Annotated in this window: 16 protein-coding genes; 1 reads left to right on the top strand and 15 read right to left on the bottom strand. The window is 51.1% G+C overall.

From position 1 onward, the window contains the following. Positions 1-130: 130 nt before the first annotated feature. The 8 genes from ICA20_RS19070 to ICA20_RS19035 form a co-directional block, all read right to left on the bottom strand. A complete protein-coding gene (locus tag ICA20_RS19070) occupies positions 131-523 on the bottom strand; it encodes a VOC family protein (protein WP_038637877.1) in 393 nt (130 codons plus the stop codon). 31 nt (positions 524-554) lie between these two features. After that, positions 555-767: a hypothetical protein gene (locus ICA20_RS19065; RefSeq protein ID WP_230592292.1), complete on the bottom strand. Its 213-nt coding sequence runs from the start codon at positions 765-767 to the stop codon at positions 555-557. A 340-nt stretch (positions 768-1,107) separates the two neighbouring features. Then, on the bottom strand, positions 1,108-2,280 hold the full coding sequence (locus ICA20_RS19060; protein ID WP_038637881.1) for a MalY/PatB family protein: 1,173 nt from the start codon (positions 2,278-2,280) through the stop codon (positions 1,108-1,110). Between the two features lie 12 nt (positions 2,281-2,292). Further along, a complete protein-coding gene (gene nhaC / locus ICA20_RS19055; protein WP_038637884.1) occupies positions 2,293-3,744 on the bottom strand; it encodes a Na+/H+ antiporter NhaC in 1,452 nt (483 codons plus the stop codon). Between the two features lie 140 nt (positions 3,745-3,884). After that, positions 3,885-4,895 carry a LacI family DNA-binding transcriptional regulator gene (locus tag ICA20_RS19050; RefSeq protein ID WP_038637887.1) on the bottom strand — a complete coding sequence of 337 codons (1,011 nt, stop codon included), beginning with the start codon at positions 4,893-4,895 and terminating at the stop codon, positions 3,885-3,887. Between the two features lie 101 nt (positions 4,896-4,996). Next, complete coding sequence (locus ICA20_RS19045; protein WP_038637888.1) at positions 4,997-5,608, bottom strand: LysE family translocator; 612 nt, start codon at positions 5,606-5,608, stop codon at positions 4,997-4,999. A 236-nt stretch (positions 5,609-5,844) separates the two neighbouring features. Continuing rightward, positions 5,845-6,651, bottom strand: a complete 807-nt coding sequence (locus tag ICA20_RS19040; RefSeq protein WP_038637891.1) for an AraC family transcriptional regulator — start codon at positions 6,649-6,651, stop codon at positions 5,845-5,847. A 116-nt stretch (positions 6,652-6,767) separates the two neighbouring features. Further along, positions 6,768-7,217, bottom strand: a complete 450-nt coding sequence (locus ICA20_RS19035; RefSeq protein ID WP_038637894.1) for a GNAT family N-acetyltransferase — start codon at positions 7,215-7,217, stop codon at positions 6,768-6,770. Positions 7,218-7,343: 126 nt separating this feature from the next. Between ICA20_RS19035 and ICA20_RS19030 the strand changes: the two genes are divergently transcribed. Then, a complete protein-coding gene (locus ICA20_RS19030; RefSeq protein ID WP_038637897.1) occupies positions 7,344-8,813 on the top strand; it encodes a PLP-dependent aminotransferase family protein in 1,470 nt (489 codons plus the stop codon). A gap of 344 nt (positions 8,814-9,157) precedes the next feature. Here the strand turns inward: ICA20_RS19030 and cbdX are convergent, their stop codons facing one another. The 7 genes from cbdX to hyaC form a co-directional block, all read right to left on the bottom strand. After that, positions 9,158-9,247 carry a cytochrome bd-II oxidase subunit CbdX gene (gene cbdX / locus ICA20_RS19025; protein ID WP_069323885.1) on the bottom strand — a complete coding sequence of 30 codons (90 nt, stop codon included), beginning with the start codon at positions 9,245-9,247 and terminating at the stop codon, positions 9,158-9,160. A gap of 13 nt (positions 9,248-9,260) precedes the next feature. Further along, positions 9,261-10,397 (bottom strand): cytochrome d ubiquinol oxidase subunit II, encoded by a 1,137-nt coding sequence (gene appB, locus ICA20_RS19020; protein WP_038637900.1) that lies wholly within the window; start codon positions 10,395-10,397, stop codon positions 9,261-9,263. Positions 10,398-10,414: 17 nt separating this feature from the next. Further along, positions 10,415-11,953, bottom strand: coding sequence for a cytochrome bd-II oxidase subunit 1 (appC, locus tag ICA20_RS19015; protein WP_038637903.1), 1,539 nt, complete (start codon positions 11,951-11,953; stop codon positions 10,415-10,417). Between the two features lie 90 nt (positions 11,954-12,043). Further along, positions 12,044-12,901 (bottom strand): hydrogenase expression/formation protein, encoded by an 858-nt coding sequence (locus ICA20_RS19010; protein ID WP_038637904.1) that lies wholly within the window; start codon positions 12,899-12,901, stop codon positions 12,044-12,046. Then, positions 12,898-13,302: a hydrogenase-1 operon protein HyaE gene (hyaE, locus tag ICA20_RS19005; RefSeq protein ID WP_038637907.1), complete on the bottom strand. Its 405-nt coding sequence runs from the start codon at positions 13,300-13,302 to the stop codon at positions 12,898-12,900. The genes ICA20_RS19010 and hyaE overlap by 4 nt, the downstream gene beginning before the upstream one ends. 5 nt (positions 13,303-13,307) lie before the next feature. Then, on the bottom strand, positions 13,308-13,889 hold the full coding sequence (hyaD, locus tag ICA20_RS19000) for a hydrogenase 1 maturation protease (protein WP_038637910.1): 582 nt from the start codon (positions 13,887-13,889) through the stop codon (positions 13,308-13,310). Further along, complete coding sequence (hyaC, locus tag ICA20_RS18995; RefSeq protein WP_038637913.1) at positions 13,886-14,620, bottom strand: Ni/Fe-hydrogenase b-type cytochrome subunit; 735 nt, start codon at positions 14,618-14,620, stop codon at positions 13,886-13,888. The genes hyaD and hyaC overlap by 4 nt, the downstream gene beginning before the upstream one ends. Positions 14,621-14,625: the final 5 nt, after the last annotated feature.

Here is a 14,625-nt window from a genome sequence, read left to right as displayed (position 1 = left end):
TTTTGATAGATCAGTTTTTCGATATTGATCGTTAGCGCCGATCGATAAGCGATGTGTTGATGCGATACTATGCCTTCACAATACAGTAAAGCTGATCTCTGCCAGTACAGAATCGCCGATAAAGATTTCTTTAGACTACGTTCGCGTAATAGATAAACGCGAGCTTGTTACCGTCCGGATCGCGTACGTAGGCGCTGTAAAATCCCTGACCATACTGCGGCCTGTGACCCGGCGCGCCTTCATCTGTACCGCCCAGGCTGAGCGCGAGGGTGTGTAACTGCTCAATATGCTCGACGGAACGTGCATTCAGCGCCACCATCGTGCCATTACCAACGCTGGCAGGTTGTCGATCGAAGGGGCTGCCGATGCACAGTCCAACGGTGTGGTTGCCGTTGAATGTTCCCCACGACGCCCCTTCTTCATTACGCCCGGCCTGCGGTTGCCCAAGCAGTTCCATTAGCGGATCGTAAAACTGAATGGCGCGCGGGAGATTATGGGTGCCTAACATAATATAAGAAAACATACTGTCCCTCATGTTCATGATGCCTGGAGGCTCAGTGGTTATCCGCCTTATGCGCCCAGGCGGGCATCGCTGTAAGATAACGCTTAGCACGTATACGCGCCTCTTCCGGGCCGACCTTTTGCCATGAGTCGAGAAACGCCGCCAGACCTGCAACGGCTTCATCCCAGGATTTCAAATTACCGTCGGCATCACTACACCAGGTGCAATATTGATTGCTGGCAACGTTGGCATCACTACCGGAGATTGGCATTCCGCAGGCCTGGCAAAACCGTTCATGCTCTGTCATACAACGTTCCTTTTGTTAGAGGGGTGGTTAATAAATATACACCCAATAACGAGAGAACTTAGGGGGCTAGATCAATTGTTGAGCGCTCGCGACAACCCGCAAGGGGGCGCTGACCGCACTGCCGGATATCGAAACGCTGAATGCTTTTATTACGCAATGTCATCTACCGGACTACGAAATAAAAGACCTTTAAGCATGATAACGGCGAGCTAAATAATTTTAGCTCTCTAAGATTTTTGTGAATGTCCCCGCATCCTCATCGGATGGCGGGGATTTTTACTTTATTTTTGCAGGAAGATTAAACTGTAATACGCTTCAACCCCACTATCGCTTTTTCGAGGTAGGCGCGTGGACATCCCATGTTCAGGCGAATAAAACCTTTGCCAGACGAACCAAAGCTATTTCCCATTGAAGGCGCAATACCGGCAACATCAAGCATAACCCCTTTGAGTTGCTCATCATCCAGTCCAAGCGCATTGCAATCGATCCACAGCAGATACGTACCCTGGGAAGGAACAACCCGGGCCCACGGGAGATATTCATTAATCTGTTGAATAAACCAGCGTCGATTTTCAGCCAGATAACCAAGTAACTCGTCTAACCAGGGCGCGCCATGTTGCCATGCTGCCGTACTTGCCTCGACGGATAGCGCATTGAACACATCCAGCCCATGCGCATCCAGACGGCGTAAAAAGTGTTCACGCAATGCTGGTGCCGGTATCAGAAAATTAGCAATGCGTAGTGTCGACAAACCAAACGTTTTACTGGCGGAGGTGGCAGAGATAACGCGCGAATGCCAGCGCGCTCCCAGATGCAGAACTGAAGTAAATTTTTCCCCTGGCAGTAATAAATCAGCCCATATTTCATCAGACAGCAACGTAACATTATAGGTCTCACATAAGGTGAGTAGCTGTTCGAGCTCCTGCGCAGACCAACAACGGCCAGTTGGGTTATGCGGATTACATAAAATCATCAACGGTGGGCGTTCAGTCCGGAATAACATTTCCAGGTGCACAAAATCCATTTGATAACCCGTAACCGGATCCTCAGATAATGGGTTTTCCAGGAGCTGCCTGCCGTTCAGAGAGATAATTTTGGCGAATGAGCCGTAGTACGGCCCCTGAACGACCACGCCTTCACCGGGTTGACTCAGCATTTGCACCAGTAGAGATAACCCCGGAACGACACCTTCAATGCTGCAGACCCATTCCTGCTTTATTTCCAGTTGATGGCGGGTGGAGAACCATGAGTTTAATGAATCAAAGTAACTTTGTGGGCGTTCGCTGTAACCAAAAATGCCGTGCCCGACGCGGAATGTTAAAGCCTCCTGAACGGCAGGGGGGCAAGCAAAGTCAAAGTCAGAAACCCACATTGGCAACAGTTCATGTGTATCTTCGCCGAAATATCGCGTCATAAAGTCCCATTTCAGCGAACCGGTATTGTGGCGATCGATAACCTTATTAAAATCCATTACATGCTCTCCCTATTCTGTTGCCGTAATTTTTTTAGCTGTACCTGCCGCTGATGGCGCTTTTGCGATACCGATTCCTGTAAAACCATAAATCAAGGCGAAGAAGATTGCGGCATAGCACTGAATTGCCCATGGCAGTAAATCCAGCGTGCTCACGCCTAATGTCGTTGCCATATAGACTCCGGCAGAGGTCCACGGCAATAGCGGCTCAATAACTGTGCCCGCATCTTCAATAGTGCGGGATAGATTTTTAGTATCCAGTCCCATACGACGGTAAGCGTCTTTAAATAATTCAGCTGGAACCAGAAGCGCGAGTTTGCCGTCGCTTGTCGCACCTGTCACCAGAATGGTGGTTCCAATGGTCGCCGCAATTAGCTGACCGACACTGTGAATGACGGTCAACAGGCGGTTAATAAGAATGTTGAGCGCCCCCGTTAACGTTAAAGCCCCGGCAAAAGAGAATGCGCAAAATACCAGAAGGATAGTGCTCATCATTGAGAACATTCCACCACGGTTAAGCAGGCGTGGTACATCCGCAATAATGCCCTCGCTCCCTTGCGGGAACATCGTAATATTAAAGCCATCGATAAAGGCATCCAGTCCTTGCTTGATGCTAAGTCCCTGCATCACAACGCCCAGAATCAGGGCTAATACGCACGCGCTCAGCATTAAAGGAATGACCGGTTTTTTACGAATCGCCCCCCATAAAACGATTACGGGCGGCAAAATCAGAATGATATTGAAGTGGTACAGCGACTCCAGGGCGTTGACAATATCGGTCACCCGTTGTGGCGTGGCGACCTCGCCCAGCATATTGCTGTGGCCCGCAATTAGATAAACCACGGCTGCAAGCAAAAAGCTGGGAATTGTGGTCCACAATAAGTGCTGAATATGCTCGAAAAGGGTCGTATCTGCGACAATGGCCGCAAAGTTAGTGGAGTCTGACAACGGCGATATCTTGTCGCCGAAGTAAGCACCAGAAACAACGGCTCCCGCAGCCGCTGCCATCGAGACATCCAGTCCGGCGGCAACCCCCATCAATGCTACGCCCACCGTTCCGGCTGAACCCCAGGATGTTCCGGTACATACGGATACGACGCTGGTCAAAAAGAAGGCGGCGATGAGAATGTATTCGGGGCTGATGAGTTTAAGTCCCCAGTACACCATATAAGGGATGGTGCCGCTAAACATCCATGTTCCAATCAGGCCGCCAACGCAGATAAGAATCATAATAACCGGCATTGCTTTGGCGAGTTTATCGACCACCGAATTAATGATGTCTTCCCAGCAATACCCTTGCCACCAGGCCATCCCTGCGGCGACAGCGGCAGAGCACAGTAACAAAGGTTCAATGCGTAACCCCATAATGCCGTAGCCAATAATTAATAGCAGGAGCATGGCTAAAATAGGGATCGCTGCCAGTCCAAATGAGAGCGTTTTTTTCTGATTTTGAGAGGCATTCATTCATGAATCTCCAGTCTGTAAGGTCGTTCAAGAGTAGAGAACACCCTTAGGCCTGACTGTGATCGTTCATTGGCCCTCATGTAAGCGATTACATGAGAGCGTTAAACTTGAAGTCGATCACAATTCAGGGGCTTGACGATTTACGCATTGATGACGGGGGGAAGAACAGAATCGCGGATCACCAGATCCGCAGTGAAGCTATTCACACTGGGACGCTGGGTTGCGCCCTTAAAAAGTTGTATCGCCAGGTGCGAAGCACAGCGCGCCATCCGTTCAACGGGGTAATGCATTGTTGTCAGCGCGGGATAGAGATAGCGCGCCATCACCACATCATCGAACCCAACGATTGAAAGCTGCTGTGGTAGTGTAATTCCTTGTTGATGAAGGATGCGCATAATCCCGGCGGCCATCACATCGTTAAATGTCACCGCTGCAGTGAAAGGGATGCCGCAATTTAGCAACTGATGCGCAGCGCGTTCGCCCCCCTCTTCATTGAAGGGGACGCTAATAACCCAGTTTTTATCTGGCGTAATGCCATATTCGGCCAGCGCCAGCTGATAGCCTTCCAGCCGCTCACGACGATCGATAATCGGTAAATCACTTGTCACGCAGGCAATACAACGGTGTCCTTGTTCCAGTAGATGTAGCGTGGCTGTTTTAGCTGCTTGACTATTTTCCAGCCATACGCAGCGATTGGCCATCCCGGCAATATAGCGATTCACGACGACCATGGCCGGGAAATGCGCGGCATATCGCAACAGTTCTTTTTCGGAGAGCCTACTGGCATGGACCACAATAGCTTCACAGCCCTGGTTGATCAGGAAATCGAGCCCGGATTTTTCCATTCCTTCATCGTGGCCACCGCTGCATACCATCAGCCGAAATTGCTGCTGGCGTGATACTTCTTCCACGCCTCGGGCAAGTCTGGCAAAAAAAGGATCGGCAAGATTGCCGGTCAATAACCCGAGCATGTCCCCGCTGCGTTTCGCTAATGCAATTGCGGCAGCATTGCGATGATAATTCAGCTCGCGCATAGCTTTTTCAACACGCTCACGCGTCACCGGTTCAACCCATGCAGTTTGATTAATAACGCGTGAAACGGTTGCGGTGGATACTCTTGCTAACTCTGCAACATCCTTTATCGTTGCCATACCGGCTCTTTACCTTATTGATGCTTGAGAATTTGCTTATCACTGGTTTTTATTTGGAAAATTAACTATTGGCTTTTATTTATCATGACTTCATCTGACGTCTAGATTTGCATCAATGCCAGTTTAACGGCAAGCCCGGCAAACGCAACAGCAAAGAAACGCAATACCCAACGTTGCACAGCAGCATTAGCAACCACATGCTGGCGTATGCTGGCTGCACTAATTCCATATACGGTAAATACAAAGAAAGTCATAACCATAAAAATCAGGCTCATCTCCAGCATCTGAGAAAAAGGTGAGATCTCACCTTTTATAACGAACTGCGGTAAGAATGCCAGGAAAAACATGGAGAGTTTGGGGTTGAGTAGATTGATAAGTATCGCCGAGGTTATAACTTGCCTTAAACTCTGTTTTTTAGTTTTACTAGCCATATTCAGATTTTTATTTTCATTAAGCGTTTTCCATGCCATATAAAGCAGATATGCTACGCCCAAATATTTAATTATCTGAAGGGCCATTTCACTGGTGTGCAGTATTGCAGCCAGTCCTGTAATAACTGTTAATATGTGCGGAACAATACCCAGCGTGCAACCCAATGCGGCAATTATACTTACGCGAGCACCATCTGAAATGCCCGTGGCGACAGTATAGAGTATGCCAGTCCCTGGAGATGCTACGATAATGAGAGTGGTAAGGAGAAACTCAAGCGTCATAATGAATTTCCCCCACAGACTTTTACTTCGGACTCGATGTAACGGGGCGACTGAGTCTGCGCAGTGAGGTTGGTACGGGGAATAATGCCATCAGCATGAATTATTCTAGTGTAGAGTCGTTCAACATGATTACGAATGATGGGAGGGTAGAATAGTGACATTGGCAAATCTCTCTTCCGGAATGTTTCCAGCAGCATGCCGAGTGTCACGATTGGTGTATTGAATAAAATTGCAGCTTACTTTATCGCTGCAGCATAGGCGCCGGGCGTTATGCCATAAGTACGAACAAAAAGTCGCGTCATATGACTTTGATCTGCAAAACCGGCGGTATAGGAGGCATCAGTAAGAGACATTCCTCCAGCGATAAGCTGCCTCGCCTTTTGCAGTCTCCGCTGGATAAGATAAGCATGTGGAGTAAGCCCTGTGACTGTAGAAAAAGCGCGTAGTAGCTGAAACTGACTCACGCCTCCCAGAGCTGAAAGCTCATGGAGTGATAACGGTAATGAGGGGTCATCATCAATACGCTCCTTTGCCAGGATAATTGATTTTGGTACGCCTTTTTTCTCAATACGCGGGCTTGCGAGTAAGCCTGCCAGTAAAAAGAGCAGGGTTTCTTCCTGTTCAATTTCACTGTGCCCGCCGCGGGAATCCGTCAGAATTCGAAAGAGTGTCGAGAAATGGGCCGCAGGCTCACGATTACGAAATACTGGGCTGGATAGCTCAACGCAGCCAGAGCGACTTTCCGTCAGAACTTGCATGGCGCCGGACAAAACGGTGGGGTCGAAATAGAGCATGCGCCACGATCTGCTTTCTGTTCCCAAAGGTGAGCCATCATGGACTTCACCAGGATTAACGGTGATCACATTCCCCACTACAGCTTCTACCCTACCGCGCCCGCTCATCGAAACCTGAGCTCCACGAACGATTAAGCCAATGCCGAACTGATCATGAGTATGACGCCCAAACCGGAAGGACGTATCGGCAGATACCGCATGGACACCTGCCATCCTACATCGAAGGGTTGTGAAACGTTCTTTCTTCATCGAATTAAGACCGGGGGGATGAGTTATCAGTACATCCTCTGAGTATATCTACTCAGAGGCTAATCTTTGATTTTTTTAAACTGAATGATTAACGTCTGTGAAAAGTATTATTTCTCTCACATACGATATTCAATCATCCCACTCTTTTTGGCCACCCAGTCATACAGTCTTTGTCCACGCAGGTTGGTTTCATGCGTGTGCCAGTATAATCTTGACGCATGGTTTTTTTGGGCTTGCTTTTGCACATACTCGATCAGCTGTTTACCGATATGTTGACCGCGTACTTCTTCGCTAACAAATAGATCTTCGAGATAGCAATAGTTTGATTCTGCCCACGTTGAACGGTGAAAAACATAATGCACCAGGCCCACAATTTTACCATCATATTTGGCAACTGCACAATAAACTGGTTCGTCTGGCGTCAGAAAACGCTCCCAGGTTAATTTGGTTACTTCATCTGAAATTTTAGTACGATAAAATGTTTGGTAGTTTATCCATAAAGGAAGCCAGCTGGAGTAATCTTCTTGTTCTGCAGCTGCAATAGTAATAGTATTTTTGCTATTCATATATTTCTCCTGATATTGTATAAGAATAATGTCTCAGGAGTATGATCCTAGGGGCTTTATAAATTCTGGTAAAGAGACACTTTTTACCTATTGATAGGATCCACTTTTAGCATAAAGGTTAATACAATGAAGAAAAATAATGCACCTTTATTTCAAGGATTTGTTTTAGGAAAAGGTGTCGTGAAGGAACAGGTTTATCATGCTCTTCGTGAACACATTCTTGCAGGCCGATTACCAACAGGAACAAAGATGCCTTCAACCCGGGCGTTGTCCGAGATGATGGCAATTTCACGAAATTCAGTGATTGCCGGTTATGACAGGCTATTAGATGAAGGGTATATTTTGACCCGGAAAGGGTCTGGAACCTACGTTGCGCACAATATTCCGGATCGGAGTATCAGCAATAGCTATCCAATGATAGCGCCGGGGGAAGTCGTCACGCCTGATGAACAGGTAAATGGCCAAAATAATCCTGTGCGCGATTTATGGTCAAATGAGTATGAAGGGCGCGGCATGAACCGTCTATTTGCGGTTGGTGTTGGCTGTACGGATCTCTTCCCGCACGCACTATGGGGCAAATTACTGCAACGGGTCTGGAGACAATCCCGGCACCAATTGGGGGGCCACACTCACCCTTGCGGATACTTTCCTTTGAGAAAAGCGGTTTGTCGTTACATCAAAACAACGCGTGGAGTGAACTGTAACGAAGATCAGATAATCATCGTAAATGGTATCCAACAGGCATTGAATATTACCGCACGAGCGCTGCTGTCGACAGGCCATGAAGTTTGGCTGGATGAACCGGGTTACAAAGGCGCACGAGGGGCTTTTATGTCTGTTGGCGCAATTGTGAGGCCGGTACCGGTAGACAGCGAAGGAATGAACGTCCGCTATGGTATTGATCATTTCCCTGACGCTAAGCTGGCCTATGTTGTCCCGTCGGATCAATATCCATTAAGTGGAACATTGAGTTTATCCCGGCGTTTTGAGCTGTTGGAATGGGCGAAGTCAAACCAGGCATGGATATTTGAAGATGATTATAATAGCGAGTTCCGCTATGCCGATCGCTCTTTACAGGCATTGCAGGGATTAGATGATAATCAACGGGTTATTTATGCCGGTACATTTTCGAAAATGATGTATCCAGAATTCCGTTTAGGTTTTTTAGTTGTCCCGCCAGGTTTACAAGAACAGATTATGGTGACGAAATATTTTACAGATCTCGGCACCAGCTATCTTGAGCAGGCAATGATGGCGAGTTTTATTGAGGATGGGCATTATGCCAGTCATGTGCGTCGAATTCGCAAGGCGTGTTATGAAAGAAGAACTGCGCTGGTCAATGCTATTCAAGAATACCTTGCTGATAAAATGATTGTTCAGCCTTCTGACTCTGGCGTTCATATTGTGTGCTGGCTACAAAACGGATTGACCGGAAATGATGTCGAGGAAAAAGCCAGAGCACTGGGGATGGGAATACTATCACTGAGCCGTTATTACCAGCGAGATATCAGCCGACAGGGGATTTTGATTGGTTTTGCAAATCACCCGGCAGAGGCACTTGTTGATGGGATACGTCGTCTGGCTCAGGTTATTTAAATAATAATTTGTTCAGAACGTCTTAATGTTGTTTGCCATGCAAAGTATGGTTATGAAGCGTACTGCGAAGCGAGCGATTTTCGTGACTGGACATATCTGGTGGCATGGCCTTTAGAAACTTTTGACGCCTTCCTGGATTATGTAAAAAACATGCAAGAACAGACAGATCCGAGGCATTGACGGTGAGTACCCGACACTGTGACCGGCATACGATATGTGGCTCAATGAGCGTAATTTCGATAACCAGGGACGGTAGATTAAACATCCTGGTGAGCTGATGGAAAGGGTATAAAAGGCTCCCCCGAATAAACCGGGGAGCCAGAAAGCTAAACGTACTCGCAGAACTACTTCTGCCGCGACTCAAGCCAGACCAGCGCCAGCGTGGAGAACGCGCACATCAGCAGAATGCCGACCAGCCAAAACAGATACCACATTGTGCATTCCTCCCTAGTAAAGTTCGTGGTTGTGGCGGCGGATCGTTTCTACCTTGATTCGCCCCAGCATCTTGTAATAACTCCAGGCGGTATAAAGCAGCACTATCGGTAGAAAAATCAGCACAATAACCAACATGATACTGAGCGTCATCTGGCTGGAGGTACTGTCCCACACCGTCAGGCTGGACAGGGGTTGCACGCTTGAAGGCATCACAAACGGAAACAGGGTGATTCCGGCGGTGAAGATCACGCAGGCCTGGGTCAGGGAAGCGCACAAAAATCCCCACACGGCCCGACGTTGCCCGCAGGCATAGATCGTGAGCATTGGGAAAATCATGCCTGCTAGCGGAATAATCAACAGCAGTGGTGACTGATAAAAGTGCGCCATCCACGCGCCCGGCGAGGTTGTTACCGCTTTTAATAACGGGTTGGAAGGACCATTAGGATCCTGGCTAAGCAGCACAAAGCCATCAATTCCTGTCCACAGCCAGTAACCGGCTAACAGAAAGCAGAGTACCACCAGCATTGCGCTGCGGCGGGTGGCGGACAGCGCGCGTTGGCGAACGATGCCATCGGTTTTTAACTGGAGCCACACGCCCCCTTGCAGAATAACCAGCATCAGGCTTAACGCGCCGCACAACAGGGCAAAGGGAGAGAGTAACTGCCAGAAGGTGCCCAGGTATTGCACATGCAGTTGCGGCGTAAGGATAAAAGGCACGCCCAAAAACAGGTTGCCGAACGCAATGCCGAAAATAACAGGCGGAACCAGACTGCCGATAACCAACCCGGTGTCCCATATTCTGCGCCAGCGCGCGTTGGCTATTTTACCGCGATAGTCAAAAGCCAACGGGCGAAAGAAAAGGGCGCATAGCACCAGAATCATCGCCACATAAAATCCCGAAAAAGCGGCGGCATACACGCGTGGCCAGGCGGCGAATAATGCGCCGCCCGCCAGAATGAGCCACACCTGATTACCTTCCCAGTGCGCCCCGACGCTATTGATTAATACCCGGCGTTCGTCATCGTTACGCGCGATCAGCGGCAACAGGCAGCCGACCCCCATATCAAATCCGTCAGTGACCATAAAGGCCACCAGAATGATGCCAATTAGCAGCCACCAAATGAGCCGCAGCGTTGCATAATCCAACATGATTATCTCCTTTATCCCTATTGTTGCGCCGGTTGTTGGTCCCGCATCGTATCTGGACCCAGACGCGCGTATTTTTGCATCAGGTAGACCTCTGCAATTAAAAACAGGGTGTAAAGCGTAAGGATAAGCCCCATGGAGAAGGCCAACTGGCTCGCGCTCAGCGCGGAGTGGGCGTACCAGGTGGGTAAAATATCCTGAATCGCCCACGGCTGACGGCCAAACTCCGTCATAAACCAGCCTGCTTCAATGGCAATCCACGGTAGCGGCAGACTCCACAGCGTCATGCGCAGTACCCAGCGATGCTGGTCGATACGCCAGCGTAAGGTTTGTATCAGCGCAATCGCCATCACCAGCAACAGTAGAGAACCGCATCCAATCATGATGCGAAAGCTCCAGAACACAGGGGCCACCTGCGGGATAGCGCCGCGTTGCGCGGCCTGATATTGCGCGGGCGTAACGTGGTTCATATCAGGCGCGTAGTTCGCCAACAGGATGCCGTAACCCAGATCATTTTCTACGGCGTGGAAAGCCTTCAGCACCTGAGGCGTGCGTTTACCGTTGGCGATTTCCTGCAACAATAACCACGCTTCCCGGCCCCGCTGCAGGCGGGGGAGCGCGTCCGCCATCAGATTTTTGAGTCCCGGAACCGGGGTATCTAACGAGTGGGTCGCCAGGATACCCAGCAGGGCCGGTATCTTCACGGAAAAGGCGTTACGCTCTTGTTCCTGCTGCGGCCAGGCGATGACATGAAAAGGAGCGGGGGCGGGCTCGGTTTGCCATTCTCCTTCCATTGCCGCCAGTTTTACCGGCTGGAGCCGGGCGACCTCATAGGCTGAACTGTCACCCAGTTGCAGGGTGCCGAGGATAGCCAGCGTGCCGAAAACGGAACCCACCGCGAAGGAGCGCAGGGCAAACTCGCGATTGCGACCACGTAGCAGATACCAGGCGCTGATGGACATCACAAACATGGCGCCCGTGACATAACCGGACATCACAGTATGGACAAATTTCACCTGGCTGACAGGGTTAAAGACCAGTTCGCTAAAACTGCTCATCTCCATGCGCAGGGTATCGATATTAAAGTGAGCACCGGTCGGGTATTGCATCCAGCCGTTAGCATTGAGGATCCACAGCGCCGAGATATTGGAGCCAAACGCGACCAGCCAGGTCACCAGTAAGTGCTGGTACTTGTTTAAACGCTGCCAGCCGAAGAAGAACAGCCCGACGAAGGTGGATTCAAGAAAGAAAGCCATCAGGGCTTCCATCGCCAACGGGGCGCCGAAAATATCGCCCACATAGTTGGAATAGAGCGACCAGTTAGTGCCGAACTGAAACTCCATGGTCAGGCCGGTAGCCACGCCGAGCGCAAAGTTAATACCGAATAATTTTCCCCAGAAACGCGTCATGTCGCGGTAGATGGTTTTGCCGGTCACCACGAACAGGGTTTCCATGATGGCCAGCAAAAATATCAGCCCCAGCGTCAGGGGAACAAACAGAAAATGGTACAGCGCGGTCAGCGCAAACTGCCAGCGCGATAAGTCAATGACGTCCCACATGCGAACTCCATCAGGCATTAGAGAGTGAATAGATAAAGAAGAAAACGTCAGACCCGCAGCAGAAAAGTACGCGGGTCTTATAGAGGGGAGTCAGGCAGGCGGGCCGGATGCCAGCCAGGCGCAGACTTCATCCAGGCGCTCGAGCGAGTCGAGCAGATCTTCCGGCGCAGCCAGTACCAGTTCCGGTAATGGACAGATCTCATAACTCTCGAGCAAAAGCCCTTTCAGGGTATCCAGACAGCGCACATGCCAGACATGGCGCAGCGCCGTGGCGTCGATTTGGCTCTCGCCGTAGCCGATGGTGCGGATCTGAATGTGCCCTTCGCCGCACAGATTGGCGAGGAATCGGCGATCCGCGTCGCTAACAGGCAGTTGGGTGAGGTTAATGCTATGGGGAAGCGTGGCCGGATCGCGCACGTGCGCCAGCAGTTCCTGGGCCAGCGTCAGGCCATTCATCAATCCGTCGATGGGCGGAGGCAGCAGGCTATCGTCCGGCAGCGTATTGAGTGTTGCCGCCTGCCATAGCGCCTGCGGCGCGCTACCGGCTTCCAGATGTTCCTCCCATTGGCCCTTGTCATTCTGACAACGCACTCGCCAGATGCCGCAGAAAATCGACTCCTGAATTTCGCTTTCCCGGCCGTCAGCATGCTGGATGCGCGCTGAAACTTCGCCTTCACCGAGCAGCGTATTCAAAAACGTGAGATCGTCGGCGTTGAGCGTGGATAGATCCCATCTCAACACCTTCTGCCTGGCGGGAATTCTCCGGGCGAGCTGGTGGCGTACATCGGCTAACAATGCCATCACCGCCGGGCTGTGCGGGCAGTTTTCCAGCATCGCCATGCTGGGGTCGCAGTTGACCTGGCAGGTGAGGGGCAAGGGATTCATGCTGAAGCTATCATCACCCGGCTGCGTACCCGGCCCCAGCAGATGAAAAAAGGTTTCGCTCATCTCGCTGGCTCCGGCGGTATCTGTTCTTCAACTAAGGGCCGCATCAGGTTGAGCAGGTCGGTCCAGGGGTGGATGCCGCTGAGAATGCCGCGCAGCTCGCCGTGGATAAACACCAGGGTGGCCGGGAAGCGGAACACGCTAAAACGATCGCCGATCGCCTCGCTGTGTTCGAGGTCGGCCATGGCTATTTGCCAGGCAAACTGGGGAAACTCGCGCAGTAACTCGGCAATCATGACCGGGTTATCGCTGACTTCCGGCGTGCGGCGGGGATCGCTGCTGAGCAGGACCACGCCATCACGCACGTGGGTTACCCAGCCATCCAGTTCAGACGCGCTCAGCGGTTGCCAGCCACGCGCCAGCATACGTTGCCATAACGCAGAAAATGGGGTGTCATTTAACATATTGTTTATTCCTCCAGCGTCACGCGATACTGGCGAATACGCACGCCTTCATAGTTTTCCATCGACAGGCATTCATAGTTCAGGCAACGCGTATCCTCGTTTTTCTGTGGCGCAATACCCCACGCGGCCAGCTGCGTAAGCGCGGCTTGTTCCGCCGCCGGGAGCTGAGCGCGTGCGATGTCGGTCAGGCTGCCGCCATAGTCGTCCAGTTGTACCGGCTGCAGTCCCACGAGAGCGATGTGCGCGGGGAGATGGCCGCGAATATCTGCCAGCGCCAGCACCTCGGAGAAGCTGTTCTGGTGCAGACTCATTTTTTTGGCGCTGAGGTAACTGGGGACTTTGTCACCGGCGTAGGTTTGCAGGGTGCCCGGTGCGAGTCCGTAGTCGATGGCGTCCAGCAGCAGCAAATGGCTGGCCTGTTCAACATAGCCCAGCAGATTCAGCCCCTGGGTGCCGCCATCGACAATCTCTACCCATTCTGGCCAGTGATAGTGGGCGTACAGGCGCTCCGCGAGGCGAATGCCAAACCCTTCGTCTGCCCACAGCAGGTTGCCTAAGCCCATCACGATGACGTTCGGTTCGCTCATGACGCCTCCTTGTCGCGCTGACGTTTGGCAAATTTGTGGCTACGATAGCCGTTGACCATGGTCGAGATGACGGTATCGTCGGACATGATGTCCTCGCGGATAGCCATGTACACATGACCTATGATGAAGGCGGCGATGAACCACATTCCTAGCCGGTGCCAGCTGTGAATATCGAGAGAGTTGCCGCCGGTCCAGTAGAAAAACTCCGTCACATAGCGGAAGGGAGTGAAGATGGCGTACTGGCTATGCTCGCTGTATAAGGCAAAACCGGTCAGGATCATAAAAACGGAGAGCAGGAAATAGCCAAACATCGCCGCCTGCGCAACGGGGTTATGTCCGATATCCTCCCCTGGTTTTTTTTCCAGAAACAGATACCAGCGCACCACCGAAAACGCCCCCTGCCACCAACTGCGACGCCAGACCGGCACAATAAACAACTCGCGTGAATAACGGTTACCGACAACGGCCCAGTAAATGCGCATCAGCAGTATCACCGTGAACACCATGGCGGCGGCGAAATGCGCCAGCCGGATGTCGCCCATATAGAACAGATAGGTGGCCTCGCCGCTGACCGATGGCAGCGGTCGGCCAATAAAGTATCCGGTCACCATCAAAACCAACATGCAGCCAACCGTCAGCCAGTGCCACAAGCGAACAGGCGCTTCAAACACATAGTGGCTGACGGTGGTATCACGCGCCTCCCCGACGCGTGGGGATATCTTTCCAGTCATCGTTC

It is taken from the genome of Citrobacter sp. C5_2, assembly GCF_014596845.2.
In the GTDB taxonomy this organism is placed as follows: domain Bacteria; phylum Pseudomonadota; class Gammaproteobacteria; order Enterobacterales; family Enterobacteriaceae; genus Citrobacter; species Citrobacter werkmanii.
Note: the sequence above shows the minus strand (reverse complement) of the source record. Positions and strands in the feature narration are given on the sequence as shown.

What these genes read in the sequence shown, in the direction of transcription:
- ICA20_RS19035 (WP_038637894.1), bottom strand. Translation starts at nt 7,217, where the DNA reads ATGAATAGCAAAAATACTATTACTATTGCAGCTGCAGAACAAGAAGAT.
- ICA20_RS19040 (WP_038637891.1), bottom strand. Translation starts at nt 6,651, where the DNA reads ATGAAGAAAGAACGTTTCACAACCCTTCGATGTAGGATGGCAGGTGTC.
- ICA20_RS19060 (WP_038637881.1), bottom strand. Translation starts at nt 2,280, where the DNA reads ATGGATTTTAATAAGGTTATCGATCGCCACAATACCGGTTCGCTGAAA.
- appC (WP_038637903.1), bottom strand. Translation starts at nt 11,953, where the DNA reads ATGTGGGACGTCATTGACTTATCGCGCTGGCAGTTTGCGCTGACCGCG.
- ICA20_RS19050 (WP_038637887.1), bottom strand. Translation starts at nt 4,895, where the DNA reads ATGGCAACGATAAAGGATGTTGCAGAGTTAGCAAGAGTATCCACCGCA.
- ICA20_RS19070 (WP_038637877.1), bottom strand. Translation starts at nt 523, where the DNA reads ATGTTTTCTTATATTATGTTAGGCACCCATAATCTCCCGCGCGCCATT.
- appB (WP_038637900.1), bottom strand. Translation starts at nt 10,397, where the DNA reads ATGTTGGATTATGCAACGCTGCGGCTCATTTGGTGGCTGCTAATTGGC.
- hyaC (WP_038637913.1), bottom strand. Translation starts at nt 14,620, where the DNA reads ATGACTGGAAAGATATCCCCACGCGTCGGGGAGGCGCGTGATACCACC.
- ICA20_RS19045 (WP_038637888.1), bottom strand. Translation starts at nt 5,608, where the DNA reads ATGACGCTTGAGTTTCTCCTTACCACTCTCATTATCGTAGCATCTCCA.
- nhaC (WP_038637884.1), bottom strand. Translation starts at nt 3,744, where the DNA reads ATGAATGCCTCTCAAAATCAGAAAAAAACGCTCTCATTTGGACTGGCA.
- ICA20_RS19030 (WP_038637897.1), top strand. Translation starts at nt 7,344, where the DNA reads ATGAAGAAAAATAATGCACCTTTATTTCAAGGATTTGTTTTAGGAAAA.
- cbdX (WP_069323885.1), bottom strand. Translation starts at nt 9,247, where the DNA reads ATGTGGTATCTGTTTTGGCTGGTCGGCATTCTGCTGATGTGCGCGTTC.
- hyaE (WP_038637907.1), bottom strand. Translation starts at nt 13,302, where the DNA reads ATGTTAAATGACACCCCATTTTCTGCGTTATGGCAACGTATGCTGGCG.
- hyaD (WP_038637910.1), bottom strand. Translation starts at nt 13,889, where the DNA reads ATGAGCGAACCGAACGTCATCGTGATGGGCTTAGGCAACCTGCTGTGG.
- ICA20_RS19010 (WP_038637904.1), bottom strand. Translation starts at nt 12,901, where the DNA reads ATGAGCGAAACCTTTTTTCATCTGCTGGGGCCGGGTACGCAGCCGGGT.